Source organism: Maribacter sp. MJ134, assembly GCF_003970695.1.
GTDB lineage: Bacteria > Bacteroidota > Bacteroidia > Flavobacteriales > Flavobacteriaceae > Maribacter.
Genome location: NZ_CP034570.1, coordinates 772,450 through 789,437 on the forward strand (window position 1 = coordinate 772,450; position 16,988 = coordinate 789,437).

Genomic DNA, 16,988 nt, shown 5'->3' on the forward strand with positions numbered 1-16,988 from the left:
CGCAACAGTAATCTTATCCGTTATTCTTTAAAACCCAATCCCTAGCATTCGTAAAAGCTTCCAACCATGGCGAGACTTCATCGTTACGGTCCGTAGGATAGTACGCCCAATTCCATGGAAAAGTAGAACGCTCTATATGTGGCATGGTGACCAAGTGTCTTCCTGTTTTATCGCACAGCATGGCCGTATTAAAATCGCTCCCATTAGGATTTGCAGGATAGGTCTCATAACCATACTTGGCTACGATGTCGTATTGATTTTCATCTTCTGGAAGGCTGAATTTCCCTTCTCCGTGCGAAATCCATACGCCCAAAGTGGCTCCAGCCAAACTGGATAACATGATCGAATTATTCTCTTGAACTTGGACCGAGGTAAAGTTACTCTCGTGTTTATGAGAATCGTTATAGGTCATCTTTCCATGGGTTTTATGCGCTGGGTTAATGAGGTCCAATTCCATGAACAATTGGCAGCCGTTGCAAATACCTACGGATAGGGTATCCGGTCTTGCAAAGAAATCCTTTATGACCTTGTTCGCTTTTTCGTTGTATTTAATGGCTCCTGCCCATCCTTTGGCACTTCCCAATACATCGGAATTGGAGAAGCCGCCAACCGCGCCAAGGAACTGAATATCTTCCAAGGTTTCACGTCCCGAAATTAAATCGGTCATATGCACATCCTTTACATCAAAACCGGCCAAATACATGGCGTTTGCCATCTCCCGTTCGGAATTACTTCCTTTCTCACGAAGGATGGCTGCCTTTGGCCTCTCGATTTCGCTCGAAGTGACGGGCAGTTTTCCTTTAAAATCAGTAGGGAAGAAATATGTTAAAGGCTGCTCCTTGTAATTATCAAAGCGGTCTTTTGCCAATCCGTTTGCGGTTTGTTTGTCATCCAGCAAATACGAAGTTTTAAACCAAGTATCCCGCAACGAGGATATATTCAGTCCCATTTCCATACCTGCATTTTTAATGCGAAGTGTAGCTTCCGAGGTAACGCTTCCGATGCGTTTAATATCAATTTTGGCATCCAAAAGCATTTGTACGATCACATTATCCTTTAACTGAAAAACAATACCTGCATTCTCGGAAAACAAGAGTTTAATGGTATCCGATTCGTCTAAGGATGTCAAATCCAAATCCGCCCCGAGGTCCGTATCTGCAAAACAAAGTTCTAATAGTGTTGTTATTAATCCGCCGGACGCAACATCATGACCAGCAAGGACTTGCCCTTCCTTGATCAAAGTTTGCATTAAATCGAAAACGGATTTGAAATAAGCGTCGTTCTGTATGGTCGGGGCTTCATTCCCTATGGCATTTCGTACTTGTGCGAAAGAGGAACCACCGAGCTTATAAGCATCTTGGGATAGGTTGATGTAGTAGATGTCACCTCCGTCTTTTTGTAGTACGGGCTCTACCACTTTGCTGATATCGTTACAGTTTCCGGCAGCGGAAATAACGACCGTTCCAGGCGCAATAACATCACCGTCCTTATATTTTTGTTTCATGGAGAGCGAATCCTTTCCAGTAGGTACGTTGATACCCAGTGCAATGGAAAAATCCGAAGTTGCCTGCACCGCTTCGTACAAACGAGCATCTTCACCTTCGTTCTTGCAGGGCCACATCCAGTTTGCGGAAAGGGAAACAGATTTCAATCCGTCTTTCATCGGTGCCCAAATAATATTCGTCAAGGCCTCGGCAATACTATTCTTACTTCCTGCCGCCGGGTCTATAAGTCCGGAAATAGGGGAGTGCCCAATACTGGTCGCAATACCTTCTTTTCCTTTAAAATCCAGCGCCATTACACCTACGTTGTTCAATGGTAATTGCAGGGGTCCGGCGCATTGCTGCTTGGCAACCCTACCGCCCACGCAACGGTCTACTTTGTTGGTCAGCCAATCCTTACAAGCAACGGCCTCTAGCTGCAATACCTGCTCCAGATAATCATGGAAAAATTCTAAGGAATACTCAGGATTTTCATAGTTTCTATTCACCGTACGGTCCGTCATAACGGTTTTGGGCGAGCTGCCGAAAATATCCGAGAGCTGCACATCCATGGGTTTTTCTCCAGTGCTGGCCGATTCGAACGTAAAACGGTCATCTCCCGTAACATTACCTACCTCGTACATGGGCGAGCGTTCCCGTTCTGCAATACGTTGCAACAAATCCACATCTTCTTGACCAATGACCAATCCCATGCGTTCTTGGGATTCATTGCCTATGATTTCTTTGGCGGATAGGGTAGGATCGCCCACCGGAAGTTTATCCAAATCTATTTTACCACCCGTTTCCTCCACCAGTTCGGAGAGACAGTTCAGATGTCCGCCTGCACCATGGTCATGAATGGAGACAATAGGGTTTTTATCGCTTTCCACCATACCCCGAATAGCATTGGCGGCACGTTTTTGCATTTCTGGATTAGACCGTTGTATGGCGTTCAATTCAATGGCTGAACTGAATTCGCCCGTATCGGCACTGGAAACCGCAGCACCACCCATCCCGATGCGGTAGTTGTCGCCCCCAAGGATTACGATTTTATCCCCTGTTTTGGGTTCGTCCTTCAGGGCTTGTTCCGCTTTGCCGTAGCCGATACCTCCCGCTTGCATAATGACTTTATCGTAGCCCAAGCGTCTAGGTATCTTATCTCCGCTAGATGCGACTGTCTCTAGGTGTTCAAATGTCAATACCGAACCTGCAATTAGGGGCTGACCGAATTTATTTCCGAAATCGGACGCGCCGTTAGAAGCTTTGATGAGTATATCCATAGGCGTTTGGTAGAGCCATGGTCGTTCTGCCATGCCTTGTTCCCACGCTCTATCAGCTTCTAAGCGTGATAATGCCGTCATGTAAACGGCCGTTCCCGCTAGGGGAAGCGAACCTTTTCCACCCGCTAACCTATCCCTGATTTCTCCACCGGAACCCGTAGCAGCACCGTTAAAGGGCTCCACGGTGGTAGGAAAGTTATGCGTTTCCGCTTTTAGGGAGATGACGGAATCAAAGGCTTCTTCTTGGTAAAAATCGGGCTTATCAGCAGTTTTAGGAGCGAATTGCACTACTGTGGGTCCTTTGACGAAGGCAACATTGTCTTTATAGGCCGATACAATATCGTTGGGGTGCTCCTGAGATGTTTTCTTTATGAGTTTAAAGAGTGACGAAGGCATTTCCTTACCGTCGATAATAAAAGTTCCGTTAAAGATTTTATGTCGGCAATGTTCGGAATTTACTTGACTGAATCCAAAAACCTCGGAATCGGTAAGTATTCTACCTATTTTTTTAGTCAGTCCTTCTAAATAGGCTACCTCCTCATCGCTTAGGGCCAACCCTTCCTGTTGGTTGTAGGCGGCGATATCATCAATATCCAGAATGGCTTCCGGTTGCACGTCTACCTTAAAAATAGCTTGGTGCAGTTGCTCATATTTTTGAAAAAGCATAGGGTCAAAATCGGTATCGGCCTTGGACGAAGCCCTAAACTCCTCTATACGGATAATGCCCGTAATACCCATATTTTGCGTAATCTCCGTGGCATTGGTACTCCACGGCGTAATCATTGCCGCACGGGGGCCAACAAAAAAGGCGTCTAGAGACGCCGCTTTTAGTTGAGGTTGGTTGCCGAACAACCAGCTTAATTTTTCTATATCGGTTGCAGTGATTTCTTGAGCAGTTTGGACGGCAAAAACTTTAGTTGCTTGGTCTCCAAAGAAGTGAATCATACGGGTCGTTTTAAAAAAATACGTCATGGCTTGTAGGCCATGGTAACATTAAAATTGTCATCCCGAACTTGCTTCGGGATATTCGCAAAATGGAAAATGCAAATTTACGATTTTAAGTGCGAATTTTTAATGGGAGGTGGACTAGTTTTCAACTATTGGTGTTGATAGTATTGAGGCACCTTTAATAAGAATCAGTAAGTTTTAAAGTCCCCATAACGGACAACCGTGGTATCGTTCTGAATCTCAAAGTGAATCCAGTTTTCTAGGGAACCGCCATGGGTATAGTAGCCGTGGTTTTCGTTGACCGTAGTACCATCTTCGCGGGTAAAGGACAAGGTATAATGTCCGTCCGATTTGTTATTCTTCATGGATAAAAAGTCTTCGCGGTAGTCTTTTGGTGCGATCTCGTCAAAAGTAATGCTGTCCAAATGCTCCGAAGTGGAGATTTTAATATTGGTTACTGGATAATCCGAAGTATTCTCAATCTTAAAAACAATGCCCTTATCCTGAAACAGAAAGCAGGAGGAGAGGGTTATGAGGAGACTGAGCAGGAGAAGTTTTTTCATTGATTGATTATTAAGTATTTCTATCTACATTAAGCTTTTAGATTGTAACTTTCACTTGGAGGAAAAAGTAATTCTATTCCTTTTGGTTTAATCTTGAATAGAGGTCCTTTTTCGACCACTTTTCCTTTTGAGTTTCTTTTAATCAAATGGTCAAGCGTTATAATACCTTGCTCAATTAGAAAATCAAATTGAGATGTAATTGGCTTTTTAGTATGTTCGACTAATTTGTATTGAAAGTGTTCTCGGTCATTTATTCTTGTGCTTTCAGCTTCTACCCAAAACGTTTCCCTGTGTTTTGATTTTAGGCGGTTGTGAAGTTTATCCAATGTCCAAACCACAAAATCTCCAACCTCTGGTTTGTCTGAATTCTCAATCAATTGTTTTATATCGCTATCAATTCTTAAATTCAATCCTTGCGAGTTTCTCGTAATTGCAGAAACTGTGCAATATAATTTAAAATCATCATCACGTACATATCCAAAATTGTCAAGTATTTCTGCTGAACTTTTAAACTTACTTAATTTCCAATCTGGAACTTGTGCGAATAAATTTTTTCGGTTCGTTCTATTGTTTCTAAACGATTTAAGTTCAATTCCTTTGTAATCTGGTTGTTTTGAAGAGTTGATGTCAATTCCGAGCGCTGTCTCAAGTGTTCTGCCTACGGAAGTATCAGCATCTACCATTGAGGGAATTGGGCCAGCATTCGCAATTTTTCTTAACATTGCTAAAAGCTCAAAAGCAACCTCATTTTCTGTCTCATTGATTGCGTTAATCAATTCTTGAAATGGATTTAGAACCGAAGAATAAATTAATTCCTTGATGTTTAACTTTGTCAAGTTAAAAACCTGAAAATTATCGTTGTAATATGTGATTGCAATAATATCGTTTGGGTTAGCAACTTTTGTTAAACCATAAAACCAAATTCTTGGGTCTCCTTTTTTAGTTGAAGGACGATATAGAGATGCTTTTGATTTTATAATCTTAAAACCAGTATGAATAATTGCTGGAATCATTACTTTGCTCTCTGTACCTTGATTCTGCAATTCATAATCGTGAATGTTCTCATTTTTCAAATAACTACGAACAGAACCAGTCGCATCCATAATGGATTTTTTCAATCCGGTTTCGGTTGGCTCAATTAAAGTAAGAGAAACTTGGTTTTTGGTCAGTAATTTTATTTTTTCTTGTTCTTCGTCTGTAAGTTTTCTCACTTGATATGTTTTAAAACTTCATTTGCGACTGCTCTTGCTAATAAAGGTGGAACAGCGTTACCAACTAAAGTGTATTGTGGTACTTCCGTTTTTCTATTATTTCCTCCTGTAGAACGTTTTCCTTGAAATACAAAAGAGTCGTCAAAAGATTGTAAACGTGCCATTTCTCTAACTGTTAATGACCTTGGTGAATTGTAATGAATATAATCATCTGCAATTGTCATTATTGTAGAGCTTTGTTCATCTGGTTTTAATACATTATAATTTCGCTTGTTTGTCGAAAGACCTAATTTTTCTAATTCTGGTTGCGCTTTTTTATAATCTCCATTTTTTAAAATAACTCCAAGTCTTTCAACAACAGTTTCGTTTTGATTACTTGTTTTGTGATTATTGAGTATGTCGAAATATTTTTCCCCATTTTCAAGTGCTTCTGTATTCCTTACGTAAAAAGGCTTTGTTTGAGGTTTGAAACGTTCAATTAATCTGCCTTTTCTTGACCATTCTGCAAAAGATTTTCCACCTTTAGAAATTGGCTTTCCATCAATTTTTCTTTTCTTTAAAAGTTTAGCCATTTTCTTTGCAGTTCCATTGTATTGACTTGAAATATCAACTAATTCGTATCGGTGAGCTTCTTGATTGTTACCGATAAAATCTAAATCATACAAAGCTTCAAAAATGGTAACCTTTTCTTCTTCAGAAACGGTTGCAGGAATTTCAGAAATATATTTTTGGTCCTTACGACAACCAATGAAAAGCACTCTTTCCCTATTTTGAGGAACACCATAATTTGAGGCGTTAGCAACAAAAGGTTTTTCTATTTTGTAAAGTCTAATACTTTCAAGAATAGTTTCTAATTCCTTTTTCTGTGATTTATTGCAATGCGATTTTAATATCTCAATTGACTCATCAAAAGAAGTTGTATAGATTTTTAACGCAGTAATGATATCATCACAATCTTTTTTATAAATATTTGGAACTTTTAAAATTTTGATAGCATTTTCAATTTTCGATATAACATTTTCTGAACTGATTTCTGTTAGGAAATCAGTAAAAGCATTTACAAAATTATCACTATCAATATTGCAAAAGTCTTTTTCTTTTATAATATCACGTTTCAGTTTTTCCCATTCTTTCGCTCGCGCTAAAAGGTTAAAACCGTGACGAATAGTATTTATATTTTCGTCCGTTTTACTGGTTTTGTAATCTACAATTTTTGGTGTTAGTTTTCTAAATCTATTTTCTACAAAATTGATAAAATCAACTTTTCCGCTTTCTTTATCTTTTTCGAGTAACTTTTCAACTTCAACACGCTTTATAATGCTGTCAAATAAAAAAGAATTTGATTCATCTCGTACCTTTTTTATAAATGATGTAAGTGAAGGAATCTCTTTGATGTCAACAATAGAGTTTATCTCTTTTATTATAAGTTTTTTTATCTTACCGCTTTCTTTTGTTAAAATGCCTTTTACATTTTCCATTATGAAGTATTTCGGCTGTAAAACCTTAATGACTTCTAAATAATGAGAAAATAAGTCGTCTTTTTTGTCGAATTTCTTTCTTTTTCCTGCAAGGCTAAAACTTTGACAAGGTGGACCACCACAAACAACATCTATTTTTCGACCATCTATTTTTTCCAACAAATTGTCTAAAAAGTCTGGTTCAGTAATATCTTGTTTGAGAAATTTGGCATCTAAACCCAATTGATGATTGTAACGAACAACGTGAGTGAGTTCGCAGTTTTCGTTTATATCGTTAGCTACTACAAAATCAAAGAATTTGTTATTATGTTCAGCTTGTAAAAATCCCTCACTAAAACCACCAGCTCCTGCAAATAAATCAACAAAAGTGAATGGTTTTCCGTAAAGCGAAACCTGTTCTTTTACGATATTTACATTGCTATTTTCTTTATAATTTTCTATGTGTTCATTTAAGACGCTTTTAACTTCGTCTTGAATAAAAGTCTTTTTGTTGGAATGGTGCAGAAGTTCGTCAGCTCGTTCTCTTAAAAAATCTAAATAATGATTGATTTCGTGTGATTCTACAGATAATCCAATTGCTTTTTGTTTTGATTTATCGAAGTTTTTCGGTTCTATTTTTTGTCCAGTTGAAATTTTAACTTGACTTCCATTGCAGTTGATTCGTAGATGAATTGGGGCGAACCCTTTTTTGTCAGCTTTGTCTAAATAAAAATTAATTGTTGCCATAATTATTTGCGGACGTTTTTACGTACACGGACAAATTTACGGACATTTTTTAAATTTTTTAGATATAGGGGTAAATTGTTTAGATTGTCGAATCGATTGGTAAGTTATTTAGTAAACACAAATAATTAGTCGAATCCATAAATAGCTTCAATATATTCCACCAACAACTCGAATTCCTGTGGCTTTTTATTCCCAATCAAAAAGCGCAATTCTTCAATAGTTTTTTGGTCAAAATTGGGGAGGTCTACTTTTCTACCACGAAAGGTAGGGCGGAGGTCGGCCAAGGTAAATTCTAGGGTTTGCCAGTCGCCCGTAGTATCAAATTCCGTGATATAACTGTAATAGGCCTTGCGGTCATGTTTTACCCGAAACTGGTAGGACTTGCCATCACCCTTTAGGCGTATACGAATTTTACTTTCGGGACTAACGCTTAGGGTTTCCATAGCGCAACGTACGGAGGAGAATCCGCCGTTATTTTCTAGGGAAACTTCTCCTGAAAATTGGCCATAACCTTCGCTGGTCAGGGAAAACGAACCTGAAGAACGGCCACCCATGACCACATCGTCTACGACCTTCCAGTTATTCGTGGTTGGGTTTTCTTTAAAATTTACGATGGTCTGTGCGGTCATAGGAACGGAAATTAGAAGAGTAAGTAGTAGTAATTTAGTTAACATACGGTATGCCAAGGATACATCATTTATTCGTGTTATTTTAATGCAATCAAACTTTTGAAGTGTTCTATTTTTTTTAGCTGTTAGCTGTTAGCTGTTGGCTACTGGCTACTGGCTCACACCTTTATACCCTTTCCCCTTCACTATCAGAGACCTACGCTTTCACAAACACCATACAATGCTGCCAGGGCAGGTTATCCTTATTCTCTTTGAGTATCAGTCCCACCGACTTTAGTTCTTTTACCGCTTGGGCTTCGGTCATTTTATGTGATTTTTTAATGGGGACATTCGGGTCTTCGCCACGGTATTCGATGAGATATAGTTTACCATTGGGTCTCATGGCTTTTTTAATGGAGGCCATCATCTCATAGGGAAAGCTCATTTCGTGGTACACATCCACAATGAGCACCTTGTCTACCGAATTGGGTTTGAGGTTAATGTTTTTTTCACTGCCTTTGACCAGGGTCACGTTTGCGAATTTACCGTCGGATTTTTTATTCCGCATGGCGGTCAGCATCTCCTCTTGAATATCTACCGCGTAGATGGTTCCTTGCGTAGCCTTCCTTGCCATTCGAAATACATGATAACCGGAGCCGGCCCCAACGTCCGCAATGTCATCGGTCTTGGAGATATTCATGTTTTCGAATAAGGTAGTGGTGTTTTCTTCGGTCTCACGTTCATCGCGTTCTAACCAGGGCATGCCTTGGTAGCCCATGACGTGCGCAATCTCCCGGTCCATATACCATTTTCCGATACCGCTGCGGTCACCGTCCTTAAGCGTATAGCGATTTTCTTGAGCGGCTAGGGAACTTGTAGTCAACAAAAGGAACAGACTCAGAAGTTGTGAAATTCTTTTTTTCATTTAAATGAGATTTTCTTTTACGCGATAATCGATATTTATAGAGCTCCGACACTTGCGTCGAAATAAATGTTGACTTTCCTTAAAATGCCTCATGCGCTTGGCTCGAGGTAATTTACAATAGTTGTCTAAAGGTACAAATTAGGGGATTGTTGAAGCCTTAAGGAAAGTTTAAAGTTATCGTTCCTACACCTCCCTTAGTCCCTCCTTCTTAGGAGGGAAACTCATGCGCCATAAATATTTAAAAATAAATATCCGCAGCAGTAGCAGTCCATTTTTATAAGGGGACGTTGCAAGAGCAGTGGGCGAGCTGTTGCGGCAACTAGGGAGGTGTTTTAATGACTAGGGAGGTGTCATTCAGCGACAATATCTGGAGGTACACCTCCATTTTCTTCAAAGGTTAGTATGTAATCCTCTATAGCTCGGAGTACGTTCTCCATATCATTCATCACTTGATAATCGGAAAAGCGCAAAACCCGTACGCCTAACGAATTCAGTCTTTTTGTCTTCTTCACGTCTTTTTCCCATACTTCAAGAATTTGGTGAGAGTAGCCGTCCAATTCTATAGCCAGTTGAAGTTTGTTACAAAAAAAGTCTACGATAAATTCATCAATAGGTTTTTGGCGATGAAAATCATAGCCATACATTTGGTCTCTTTTCAGTTTTTGCCAAAGCCGAACTTCCGATTTAGTCGAGTTGTTTCTCAATTGACGGGCCAGTTCCTTTAGTTTTGGGTTGTACTTAATTATCATTACTTCGAGCTTAATCAAATATAAAAATTTGATTGGACACATCCTTTAATCTCCTTGCTTCGATTTTACTCGGCACATGCTTTTTAGAAGGGGGGCTGATACTCTTGAAAACAAAACGGTTTCCCTACCAATAAGGCGACGTTGCATATGCAGTGGGCGAGCTGTTGGGGAGGAAGGGGAGGTATATTAATTGCAGGGAGGTGTTGTTTTGGACATTTATTCTTGCTAGAAAGCTGTGGATAATTGTAAGGTAGTTTATCGTGCTACACTCCCCTTAATCCCCTCTTATTAGAGGGGAAACTCATATTCTTGTAAAACATAACAGTTTTTTTCATAGTAAGGCAACGTTGTGTATGCAGTGGGCGAGCTGTTGCCTTGGCAAGGGAGGTGTGTCAATTGCAGGGAGGTATTGCTTGGAGTAATTTGTTTTTACAAGAGCAAATAGTTAATTTGATATACATCCTTTAGTACCTCGCTGCGACTCCGCTCGGTAGATGCTTAGTAGAGTGGGGACCTGATACTCTTGAAAACAAAACAGTTTCCCTCCTAGTAAGGAGGGATTAAGGGAGGTGTTCTAATAGTGTAAAAAGGAACCCAATAAGTCCACAAAATCCCAATTCCTCGACCCTATAATTTCAAATTTGGCAAAAACATGGGTGTTTTCCTTTATTCGTAGACTTTTTCGTATCTTTTTGAGGACCAATTTCAAAGAACCCTTATGAAACAAAAGACAATTCTAGTTATACTTGCCCTATGCGGTATAACGAGTGCCTTTGCACAAAAAAAAGTATCCAAAAAACAAATTGAGAAGCTTAAGACCGAAGCTGCCGCAATCGTGGAGGCCAACAAAAAGCAGTCCCAGGTAATGGTAGATAAAATTTTCAGTTTTGCCGAACTGGGTTTTCAAGAAGTAGAATCTTCAAAATACCTTACAGGAATTTTATCGGACAACGGTTTTGAAATCGAAAACTCCATTTCGGGTATTCCTACGGCCTGGTTCGCTACTTGGAGCAATGGCAAAGGTCCAACGATTGCTTTAGGTAGTGATGTGGATTGCATACCCAAAGCGTCACAATATCCGGGAGTGGCCTATCATAAACCTATCGTGGCAGGTGCGCCAGGTCATGGTGAGGGACATAATGCTGGCATTCCCATGAACATTTCCTCAGCATTAGCCGTAAAACAAATTATGGAACGGGAAAATATTGGAGGAACTTTACTAGTCTGGCCCGGTATTGCCGAGGAACTCGTAGCGGCTAAAGCGTGGTATGTTAGAGACGGACTTTTCGACGATATAGATATGTGCATTTTTACGCACGTAAGTAGCAACCTCAGTGTTTCTTACGGCCCAACGAGGGGAACGGGTTTAATCTCTGTAGAGTATGCTTTTGAGGGAGAATCCGCTCACTCCGCCGGCTCCCCATGGCGTGGTAAAAGTGCGCTGGACGCGGCCGAGTTGATGAATATCGCTTGGAATTATAAAAGAGAGCATTTGCACCCGCTAAGACGTTCACATTCCATCTTTACGGATGCTGGAGACCAACCCAACGTCGTGCCTTCCAAGGCCGCCATTTGGTTTTATTTTAGGGATATTAAGTACGATGGGATTATGGAAATGTACGAGGAAGCGAACAAAATGGCCGAAGGTGCCGCCATGATGACCGGAACAACCGTAAAGCATAAAGTACTCGGAGCCGCATGGCCAAGGCATTACAATAAGGTCATTGCAGAAACCATGTACGAGAATATAAAAAAGGTAGGACTACCCACTTGGTCCGAAGCCGACCAAACATTGGCCAAGGCGGTACAGACCGAGGTCAATTCCAAAAAAATAGAAGGCTTAGGTACTGAGCTTTCTCCATTAGGATTACCGGTAATAGAACCTATAAGCGGGGGTTCTGATGATATTGGGGATATTTCCTGGAAAGTACCCACGGTAACCATGCGCTTTCCTTCTAACATTCCTGGTTTGCAAGGGCACCACTGGAGTAACGCCATTACTATGGCAACACCTATTGCACATAAAGGAGTGGTTGCAGGAGCCAAGGCCGAAGCCATGACCATCATAGATTTTCTATTGAAACCAGAACTGCTAACGGGTGCTTGGGACTATTTTAATAACGAACAGACTAAGGAGACCAAGTTTATTCCGATGATTTCTGAAAGTGATATGCCGCCTATTTACTTGAATGCCGATAAACAAGGACAGTTTCGTTCTCAGCTAGAAAAATTCTACTATGACGAAACCAAGTACGACACTTATTTAGAACAGTTAGGTGTGGAATACCCTACCTTAAAGGAATAAGTTCCGCCTAATTCATAGTATGATATACCCCTACGAGTTATTTAGTTTGTAGGGGTATTTTTTTTGTCTCTATTTGGAGTTATAAAGCCATCATATTATAGTTTGATTTCTAGACTAATGATTAATACTGGTAATAGTATGAAAATAAAACCAGGTATGTTATCTTGGTAAATTTATATTACGAAACAGCATATCAACTTATGAAGTCTACAACACCGGAAAATACGAAAGAAAAAACGGACTGTGCCGTAACCTTTTGCATGGCTCAAATAGGAGGGAAGTGGAAACCTATTATTCTATTTAGAATCTCTAAGGGAACTAATAGATTTACAAGGCTTTTAAAGGAGATTGACGGTATTAATCGGCAAATGCTCAGTAAACAGCTAAAAGAGTTGGAGAAATCTGGAATATTGGAGCGGAAACTATTTCCAGAGATTCCGCCCCGGGTAGAGTATTCTTTAACTCCGTTCGGGAAGTCTTTGATGCCTGTAATTCAATCCATGAAGCGATGGGGTATTAAACATCAGACTAAGAAAAAAACTAAATCCGCTCAAAGCACGAATCAATTGCCCTTGTTTGATTGAACAGGAAACGCTATACCAATTTTCTTTCCAATAGCGCCATATAGAAGCCGTCAAAACCACTCTTGGAGGCATAGATTTTCTTATCATTTATTAGGGAAAAGTCGTTTCCTTCATCACTCGATAAAAAGGATTTTACCTGGTCTAAATTTTCTTGTGGCAAAATGGAACATGTAGCATAGACCATTTTTCCTCCGGGCTTTAAGATTTTACTGTAGCTCCTAAGGATTTCTTGTTGTGTCTTGGTGATTTTATCCAAGAATTCTGGCTGCATTTTCCATTTGGTATCCGGATTTCTTCGGATTACGCCCAAACCGGTACAAGGCGCATCAATCAATACGCGATCAGCACTACCATATAGTTTTTTGAACACTTTGGTGGAATCGATTTCCCTAGGTTCTATATTATGCGCACCGTTTCTCCTTGCTCTTCTTTTCAGTTCCTTTAGTTTGCTACCGTAGATATCCATTGCAATCAACTGACCCTTGTTTTCCATTAAGGCCGCTAAGTGAAGCGATTTACCTCCGGCACCCGCACAAGTATCTACGACACGTTGCCCCGGTTTTACATCCAACATAGCCGACACCAATTGCGAGGAAGCATCTTGAACTTCAAAAAAGCCGTTTTTAAAACTCTGAGTAACGAAAACATTAGCTCGCTCGGGTAAACGCAGAGCCGAGGCGTATCCTTTGATAGGTTCGGTGACAATACCTTCATCGAGTAAGGCTTTGCGAAGTTTTTCTTTAGTCGTTTTGAGGGTGTTGGTACGCAGAATTACTTCTGCCGGCTCGTTAAGTTTCGCAATTTCGGCGGTCCAGAGCTTTTCTCCGAGCGATTTCTCGCAAAGTTCATCAATCCAATCCGGCACTGCTTCCCGATATTTCCTAATTTTAGAAAGTTCGTCGAACTTCCCTTTAATTCGTCTTTCGGGAGTGGGTTCAATCTGCTTCCAGTCCGGTAGTTTAATTCCCTTAAGAACCGCCCAAACCGCCCACATACGAAACAGGTCCGGCCTACTAAAGGGTGCTTTGGTCGCTGCGATTTCAGTATACAGTCGCTTGTAACGTACCATTTCATAGGTGGTTTCAGCAATAAAACCCCTGTCTCTAGAACCCCAGCGTTTATCATACTTCAACACTTTTTGAACCACCTTGTCCGCATATTCGTTTTCATTGAATATTAAGTTCAAGGCATCGATAACAGCAAATACTAGATTTCTATGGAGTTTCATCTCGGAAATTTAAGGTTGCAAAGGTATTGTTTTAGAAGCGATTCCATTTATTTTTGAAAAAAATTATATCATGCGGTATGCTCTTATTCTACTAATTCTCTTTTCAATAATCTCTTGTTCTGAAAGTAAGAATCAAAAGAATTTTACTTCTGTGAAGATTGAGAGCGTATTCGAAGATTCCTTAAGTATACGAGCTATTGAAATAATGGGAAATAGTTTGGCCTTTGCGGCCAACAAAGGTACGTTTGGCACGTTGGAGTTAAATACGGGAACGGTCAGGACCAATATTGAGAAGTACCATACGTATATTCCAGAATTTAGGTCGGTCGCATTTAATGCTACCGATTTTTTTATGCTCTCGGTCGGAAATCCGGCATTGTTATACAAGACCGGAGAAGATGGTAAGATGGATTTGGTCTACAAAGAAGAAGGTGAAGGCGTTTTCTACGATGCGATGACTTTTTGGAACAACCGCGAAGGCATAGCTATAGGTGATAGTGTAAACGGATGCTTGTCCATCATTATCACAAGAGACGGTGGACATCATTGGATGAAAATCCCATGTTCCGAACTACCGGCGGGAATTAAAGGAGAAGGTGCCTTTGCAGCCAGCAATACCAATATTAAAACAATTGGAGACAAAGCTTGGATAGCTACTACAAGCGGACGTATTCTTTTTTCTCCTGATAAAGGAAAAACCTGGAAATCCTTTCAAACACCTATTATAAATGAGGGCGATGCGGAAGGTATTTATTCAATTGATTTCTGGGATGAGAATTTAGGCATTGCCATAGGCGGTGATTATACGAAACCAGAGGTGAGTACGGCCAATAAGGCCATCACAAAAGATGGTGGAAAAACTTGGAAACTCCTGGCGGATGGACAACATCCTGAATACAAAAGTTGTATTCGTTTTGTTCCCGGTAGTAAAGGTCAAGAAATAGTAACACTTGGTTTTACCGGTATTTCGTATTCTAGTGATATAGGTTCAACTTGGAAAAAGTTGTCTGATGCACCGTTTTACACCATTCGCTTTCAGAACGATTCTGTTGCCTATGCGGCTGGTAAAAACAGCATTGCTAAATTGACTTTTAAAAGAGATTAATTAAGCGACCAGCTTTTAAAACAGGGAGTTATAAATTTACCTAGGACCGCCGCCACCGCCTTTATTGTGCCGGTATTGCTTGATGAGCTGTCGCTTAAATTCTTCCTCCGAACGCAGCAACAACAAGGTTTTTTTAGCTGAAATAACTTTGCTTATGTCCTTTAGGAAAGACTTGTCCAGTTCTTCTTCTTCCTCCTCAAAACTCAAATATTGTGTAAGCAGATTGGCTGCTTCTTTTTCCGTAAGATTAGCTGCATCCCTAATTTTACTCCGTATCTGGGTGCGTTCTTTTTTGCGCAGTGCATCTCTTTTATTTTCGTAGTCATTATAAACAGGCCAGAATTGCTGCGCTTCTTTAGCGCTCAACTCCAAACGTTCCGTTAAAAAGGCCACTTTTAAAGATTTTATTTTATCACGTCTCTCCTTGCTCTGGGCAAAAGAGCAGGTTATGGAGAATACCAGTAGTATTAATAATAAGTTATTCCTCATCTTCTAAATTTAAATCATCAAAATCATCAATATTTTCATCCAAGTAATCTACAATATGCGCTTCATTTAACTGCGTATTTAAAAAATCACTTATCTCCATTCCGTCAACAGGTATTTCCTCGGCTATTTCGTAGGAAGTGAGTCCAAAGTCGTTGTTTTCAAAATAAGAATCTATCTCGGAATTTGCCAAATCATCCCAAGAGGCTTGTTGTTCCGTATTCCAATTTAAACCTAACACCAAAAGAAATAGCGCAGCTACGGACGCAACAGCCATATAGTATTTTTTGAAAGGATGTAGCTGAACTACTTTCGTTTCTTTTACGTTTAATTTTTGCCGAATATTCGAATGCAAGTTTTCAAAATAACCATCGGGTAGGGCAAAGCCATCCTCTTTTGGTAGCTTTGGCGCTTCATGGCCTACAGCATCCTTAAGTGATTCCGACAACTTTTCAAAATAGCCGTCGGGAGTTTTAAAAGGATTATATTTATTGAATTCGTTCATCTTTATTGTTTGACTGTCAATCTTTTAAAAGGTTTAATCTTCACTCGCTAATCCAGATTTAAAATGAGCTAAAGCTTGCGGCTAAATCAATAGTAATTTTCTTCGTTGTGCTCATGGCTTGCTCCAAGGTTATTTCTTTAAATGTACCTTAATTTTTTTCACCGCTAAATGATAGGATGCTTTTAGTCCGCCAACCGAAGTGTCCAATATTTCCGAGATTTCCTCGTATTTCAATTCTTCAAAATACTTCATGTTAAAGACTAATTTTTGCTTTTCTGGCAAGGTAGCAATAGCTTTTTGTAGCTGAAGCTGAATGGCATCTCCTTCAAAATAGACATCGGCCGCTAAACTTTCCACCAATCGGTCCTGATATGCTCCATCGTTCAAGCCTAACTTTCTTGATTTCTGCTTTAGAAAACTTAAGGATTCGTTCGTTGCAATACGATACATCCACGAAAACAGCTTACTGTCTCCTTTAAACCCATCAATATTGCGGTACACTTTTATGAACGTGTTTTGCAATACATCATCTGCATCATCATGATTCAGTACAATTCTACGAATATGCCAATACAGTCGTTCCTTATACGTGTTTACTAACACCTCAAAGGCCTTTTCTTGAGTCGCTTTATGCTGTAATTCGTTAACTAAAGTTTCTTCTGCAATCAAAAGAGCGCTTATTTCTTATTTGGACTACTAAATTGATAATTAGTTTAATTTCATTTGTTTCTTTTTTGGCAAAAAGGTCTATTTACGGAGCAATAACGTCGGAAAATGATATTAGGGAAAGCCCTGAAGCCTTAACA

The 16,988-nt window shown here is 39.9% G+C and carries 14 protein-coding genes; 3 read left to right on the forward strand and 11 right to left on the reverse strand.

The features are described from left to right. Nucleotides 1–13: 13 nt before the first annotated feature. The 7 genes from purL to EJ994_RS03275 all read right to left on the reverse strand — a co-directional run bounded on the left by purL (nt 14) and on the right by EJ994_RS03275 (nt 9,969). Nucleotides 14–3,706, reverse strand: coding sequence for a phosphoribosylformylglycinamidine synthase (purL, locus tag EJ994_RS03245; protein WP_126591181.1), 3,693 nt, complete (start codon nt 3,704–3,706; stop codon nt 14–16). Between the two features lie 191 nt (nt 3,707–3,897). Next, on the reverse strand, nt 3,898–4,272 hold the full coding sequence (locus EJ994_RS03250) for a hypothetical protein (RefSeq protein ID WP_126591182.1): 375 nt from the start codon (nt 4,270–4,272) through the stop codon (nt 3,898–3,900). 29 nt (nt 4,273–4,301) lie between these two features. Next, the gene (locus EJ994_RS03255; RefSeq protein ID WP_126591183.1) at nt 4,302–5,483 is read right to left on the reverse strand and encodes an MvaI/BcnI restriction endonuclease family protein; all 1,182 of its coding nucleotides are present in this window, start codon (nt 5,481–5,483) and stop codon (nt 4,302–4,304) included. Beyond that, nucleotides 5,480–7,687, reverse strand: a complete 2,208-nt coding sequence (gene dcm / locus EJ994_RS03260) for a DNA (cytosine-5-)-methyltransferase (RefSeq protein WP_126591184.1) — start codon at nt 7,685–7,687, stop codon at nt 5,480–5,482. Before dcm ends, EJ994_RS03255 begins: the two co-directional genes overlap by 4 nt. Before the next feature lie 125 nt (nt 7,688–7,812). Continuing rightward, nucleotides 7,813–8,316: a CIA30 family protein gene (locus tag EJ994_RS03265; protein WP_126591185.1), complete on the reverse strand. Its 504-nt coding sequence runs from the start codon at nt 8,314–8,316 to the stop codon at nt 7,813–7,815. Nucleotides 8,317–8,512: 196 nt separating this feature from the next. Further along, a complete protein-coding gene (locus tag EJ994_RS03270) occupies nt 8,513–9,220 on the reverse strand; it encodes a class I SAM-dependent methyltransferase (RefSeq protein ID WP_126591186.1) in 708 nt (235 codons plus the stop codon). A gap of 350 nt (nt 9,221–9,570) precedes the next feature. Then, nucleotides 9,571–9,969, reverse strand: coding sequence for an endonuclease domain-containing protein (locus EJ994_RS03275; protein WP_126591187.1), 399 nt, complete (start codon nt 9,967–9,969; stop codon nt 9,571–9,573). A 718-nt stretch (nt 9,970–10,687) separates the two neighbouring features. Between EJ994_RS03275 and EJ994_RS03280 the strand changes: the two genes are divergently transcribed. Together EJ994_RS03280 and EJ994_RS03285 are read left to right on the forward strand one after the other, a co-directional pair. Next, nucleotides 10,688–12,274: an amidohydrolase gene (locus tag EJ994_RS03280; RefSeq protein WP_126591188.1), complete on the forward strand. Its 1,587-nt coding sequence runs from the start codon at nt 10,688–10,690 to the stop codon at nt 12,272–12,274. Between the two features lie 200 nt (nt 12,275–12,474). Then, nucleotides 12,475–12,858 carry a winged helix-turn-helix transcriptional regulator gene (locus EJ994_RS03285; protein ID WP_126591189.1) on the forward strand — a complete coding sequence of 128 codons (384 nt, stop codon included), beginning with the start codon at nt 12,475–12,477 and terminating at the stop codon, nt 12,856–12,858. A gap of 10 nt (nt 12,859–12,868) precedes the next feature. Here the strand turns inward: EJ994_RS03285 and EJ994_RS03290 are convergent, their stop codons facing one another. Next, nucleotides 12,869–14,086, reverse strand: coding sequence for an RsmB/NOP family class I SAM-dependent RNA methyltransferase (locus tag EJ994_RS03290; protein ID WP_126591190.1), 1,218 nt, complete (start codon nt 14,084–14,086; stop codon nt 12,869–12,871). Nucleotides 14,087–14,156: 70 nt separating this feature from the next. On the opposite strand from EJ994_RS03290, the gene EJ994_RS03295 reads away from it, so the two are divergent. Beyond that, nucleotides 14,157–15,191 carry a WD40/YVTN/BNR-like repeat-containing protein gene (locus tag EJ994_RS03295; protein ID WP_126591191.1) on the forward strand — a complete coding sequence of 345 codons (1,035 nt, stop codon included), beginning with the start codon at nt 14,157–14,159 and terminating at the stop codon, nt 15,189–15,191. A 36-nt stretch (nt 15,192–15,227) separates the two neighbouring features. Here EJ994_RS03295 and EJ994_RS03300 read toward each other — a convergent pair whose 3' ends face one another. The 3 genes from EJ994_RS03300 to EJ994_RS03310 form a co-directional block, all read right to left on the reverse strand. After that, complete coding sequence (locus EJ994_RS03300; protein ID WP_126591192.1) at nt 15,228–15,680, reverse strand: hypothetical protein; 453 nt, start codon at nt 15,678–15,680, stop codon at nt 15,228–15,230. Next, nucleotides 15,670–16,182, reverse strand: a complete 513-nt coding sequence (locus tag EJ994_RS03305) for a hypothetical protein (RefSeq protein WP_126591193.1) — start codon at nt 16,180–16,182, stop codon at nt 15,670–15,672. Before EJ994_RS03305 ends, EJ994_RS03300 begins: the two co-directional genes overlap by 11 nt. Nucleotides 16,183–16,311: 129 nt before the next feature. Next, nucleotides 16,312–16,851 (reverse strand): RNA polymerase sigma factor, encoded by a 540-nt coding sequence (locus EJ994_RS03310; protein WP_126591194.1) that lies wholly within the window; start codon nt 16,849–16,851, stop codon nt 16,312–16,314. Nucleotides 16,852–16,988: the final 137 nt, after the last annotated feature.

What these genes read in the sequence shown, in the direction of transcription:
- EJ994_RS03250 (WP_126591182.1), bottom strand. Translation starts at nt 4,272, where the DNA reads ATGAAAAAACTTCTCCTGCTCAGTCTCCTCATAACCCTCTCCTCCTGC.
- EJ994_RS03295 (WP_126591191.1), top strand. Translation starts at nt 14,157, where the DNA reads ATGCGGTATGCTCTTATTCTACTAATTCTCTTTTCAATAATCTCTTGT.
- EJ994_RS03290 (WP_126591190.1), bottom strand. Translation starts at nt 14,086, where the DNA reads ATGAAACTCCATAGAAATCTAGTATTTGCTGTTATCGATGCCTTGAAC.
- EJ994_RS03285 (WP_126591189.1), top strand. Translation starts at nt 12,475, where the DNA reads ATGAAGTCTACAACACCGGAAAATACGAAAGAAAAAACGGACTGTGCC.
- EJ994_RS03305 (WP_126591193.1), bottom strand. Translation starts at nt 16,182, where the DNA reads ATGAACGAATTCAATAAATATAATCCTTTTAAAACTCCCGACGGCTAT.
- EJ994_RS03280 (WP_126591188.1), top strand. Translation starts at nt 10,688, where the DNA reads ATGAAACAAAAGACAATTCTAGTTATACTTGCCCTATGCGGTATAACG.
- dcm (WP_126591184.1), bottom strand. Translation starts at nt 7,687, where the DNA reads ATGGCAACAATTAATTTTTATTTAGACAAAGCTGACAAAAAAGGGTTC.
- purL (WP_126591181.1), bottom strand. Translation starts at nt 3,706, where the DNA reads ATGATTCACTTCTTTGGAGACCAAGCAACTAAAGTTTTTGCCGTCCAA.
- EJ994_RS03300 (WP_126591192.1), bottom strand. Translation starts at nt 15,680, where the DNA reads ATGAGGAATAACTTATTATTAATACTACTGGTATTCTCCATAACCTGC.
- EJ994_RS03270 (WP_126591186.1), bottom strand. Translation starts at nt 9,220, where the DNA reads ATGAAAAAAAGAATTTCACAACTTCTGAGTCTGTTCCTTTTGTTGACT.
- EJ994_RS03265 (WP_126591185.1), bottom strand. Translation starts at nt 8,316, where the DNA reads ATGACCGCACAGACCATCGTAAATTTTAAAGAAAACCCAACCACGAAT.
- EJ994_RS03275 (WP_126591187.1), bottom strand. Translation starts at nt 9,969, where the DNA reads ATGATAATTAAGTACAACCCAAAACTAAAGGAACTGGCCCGTCAATTG.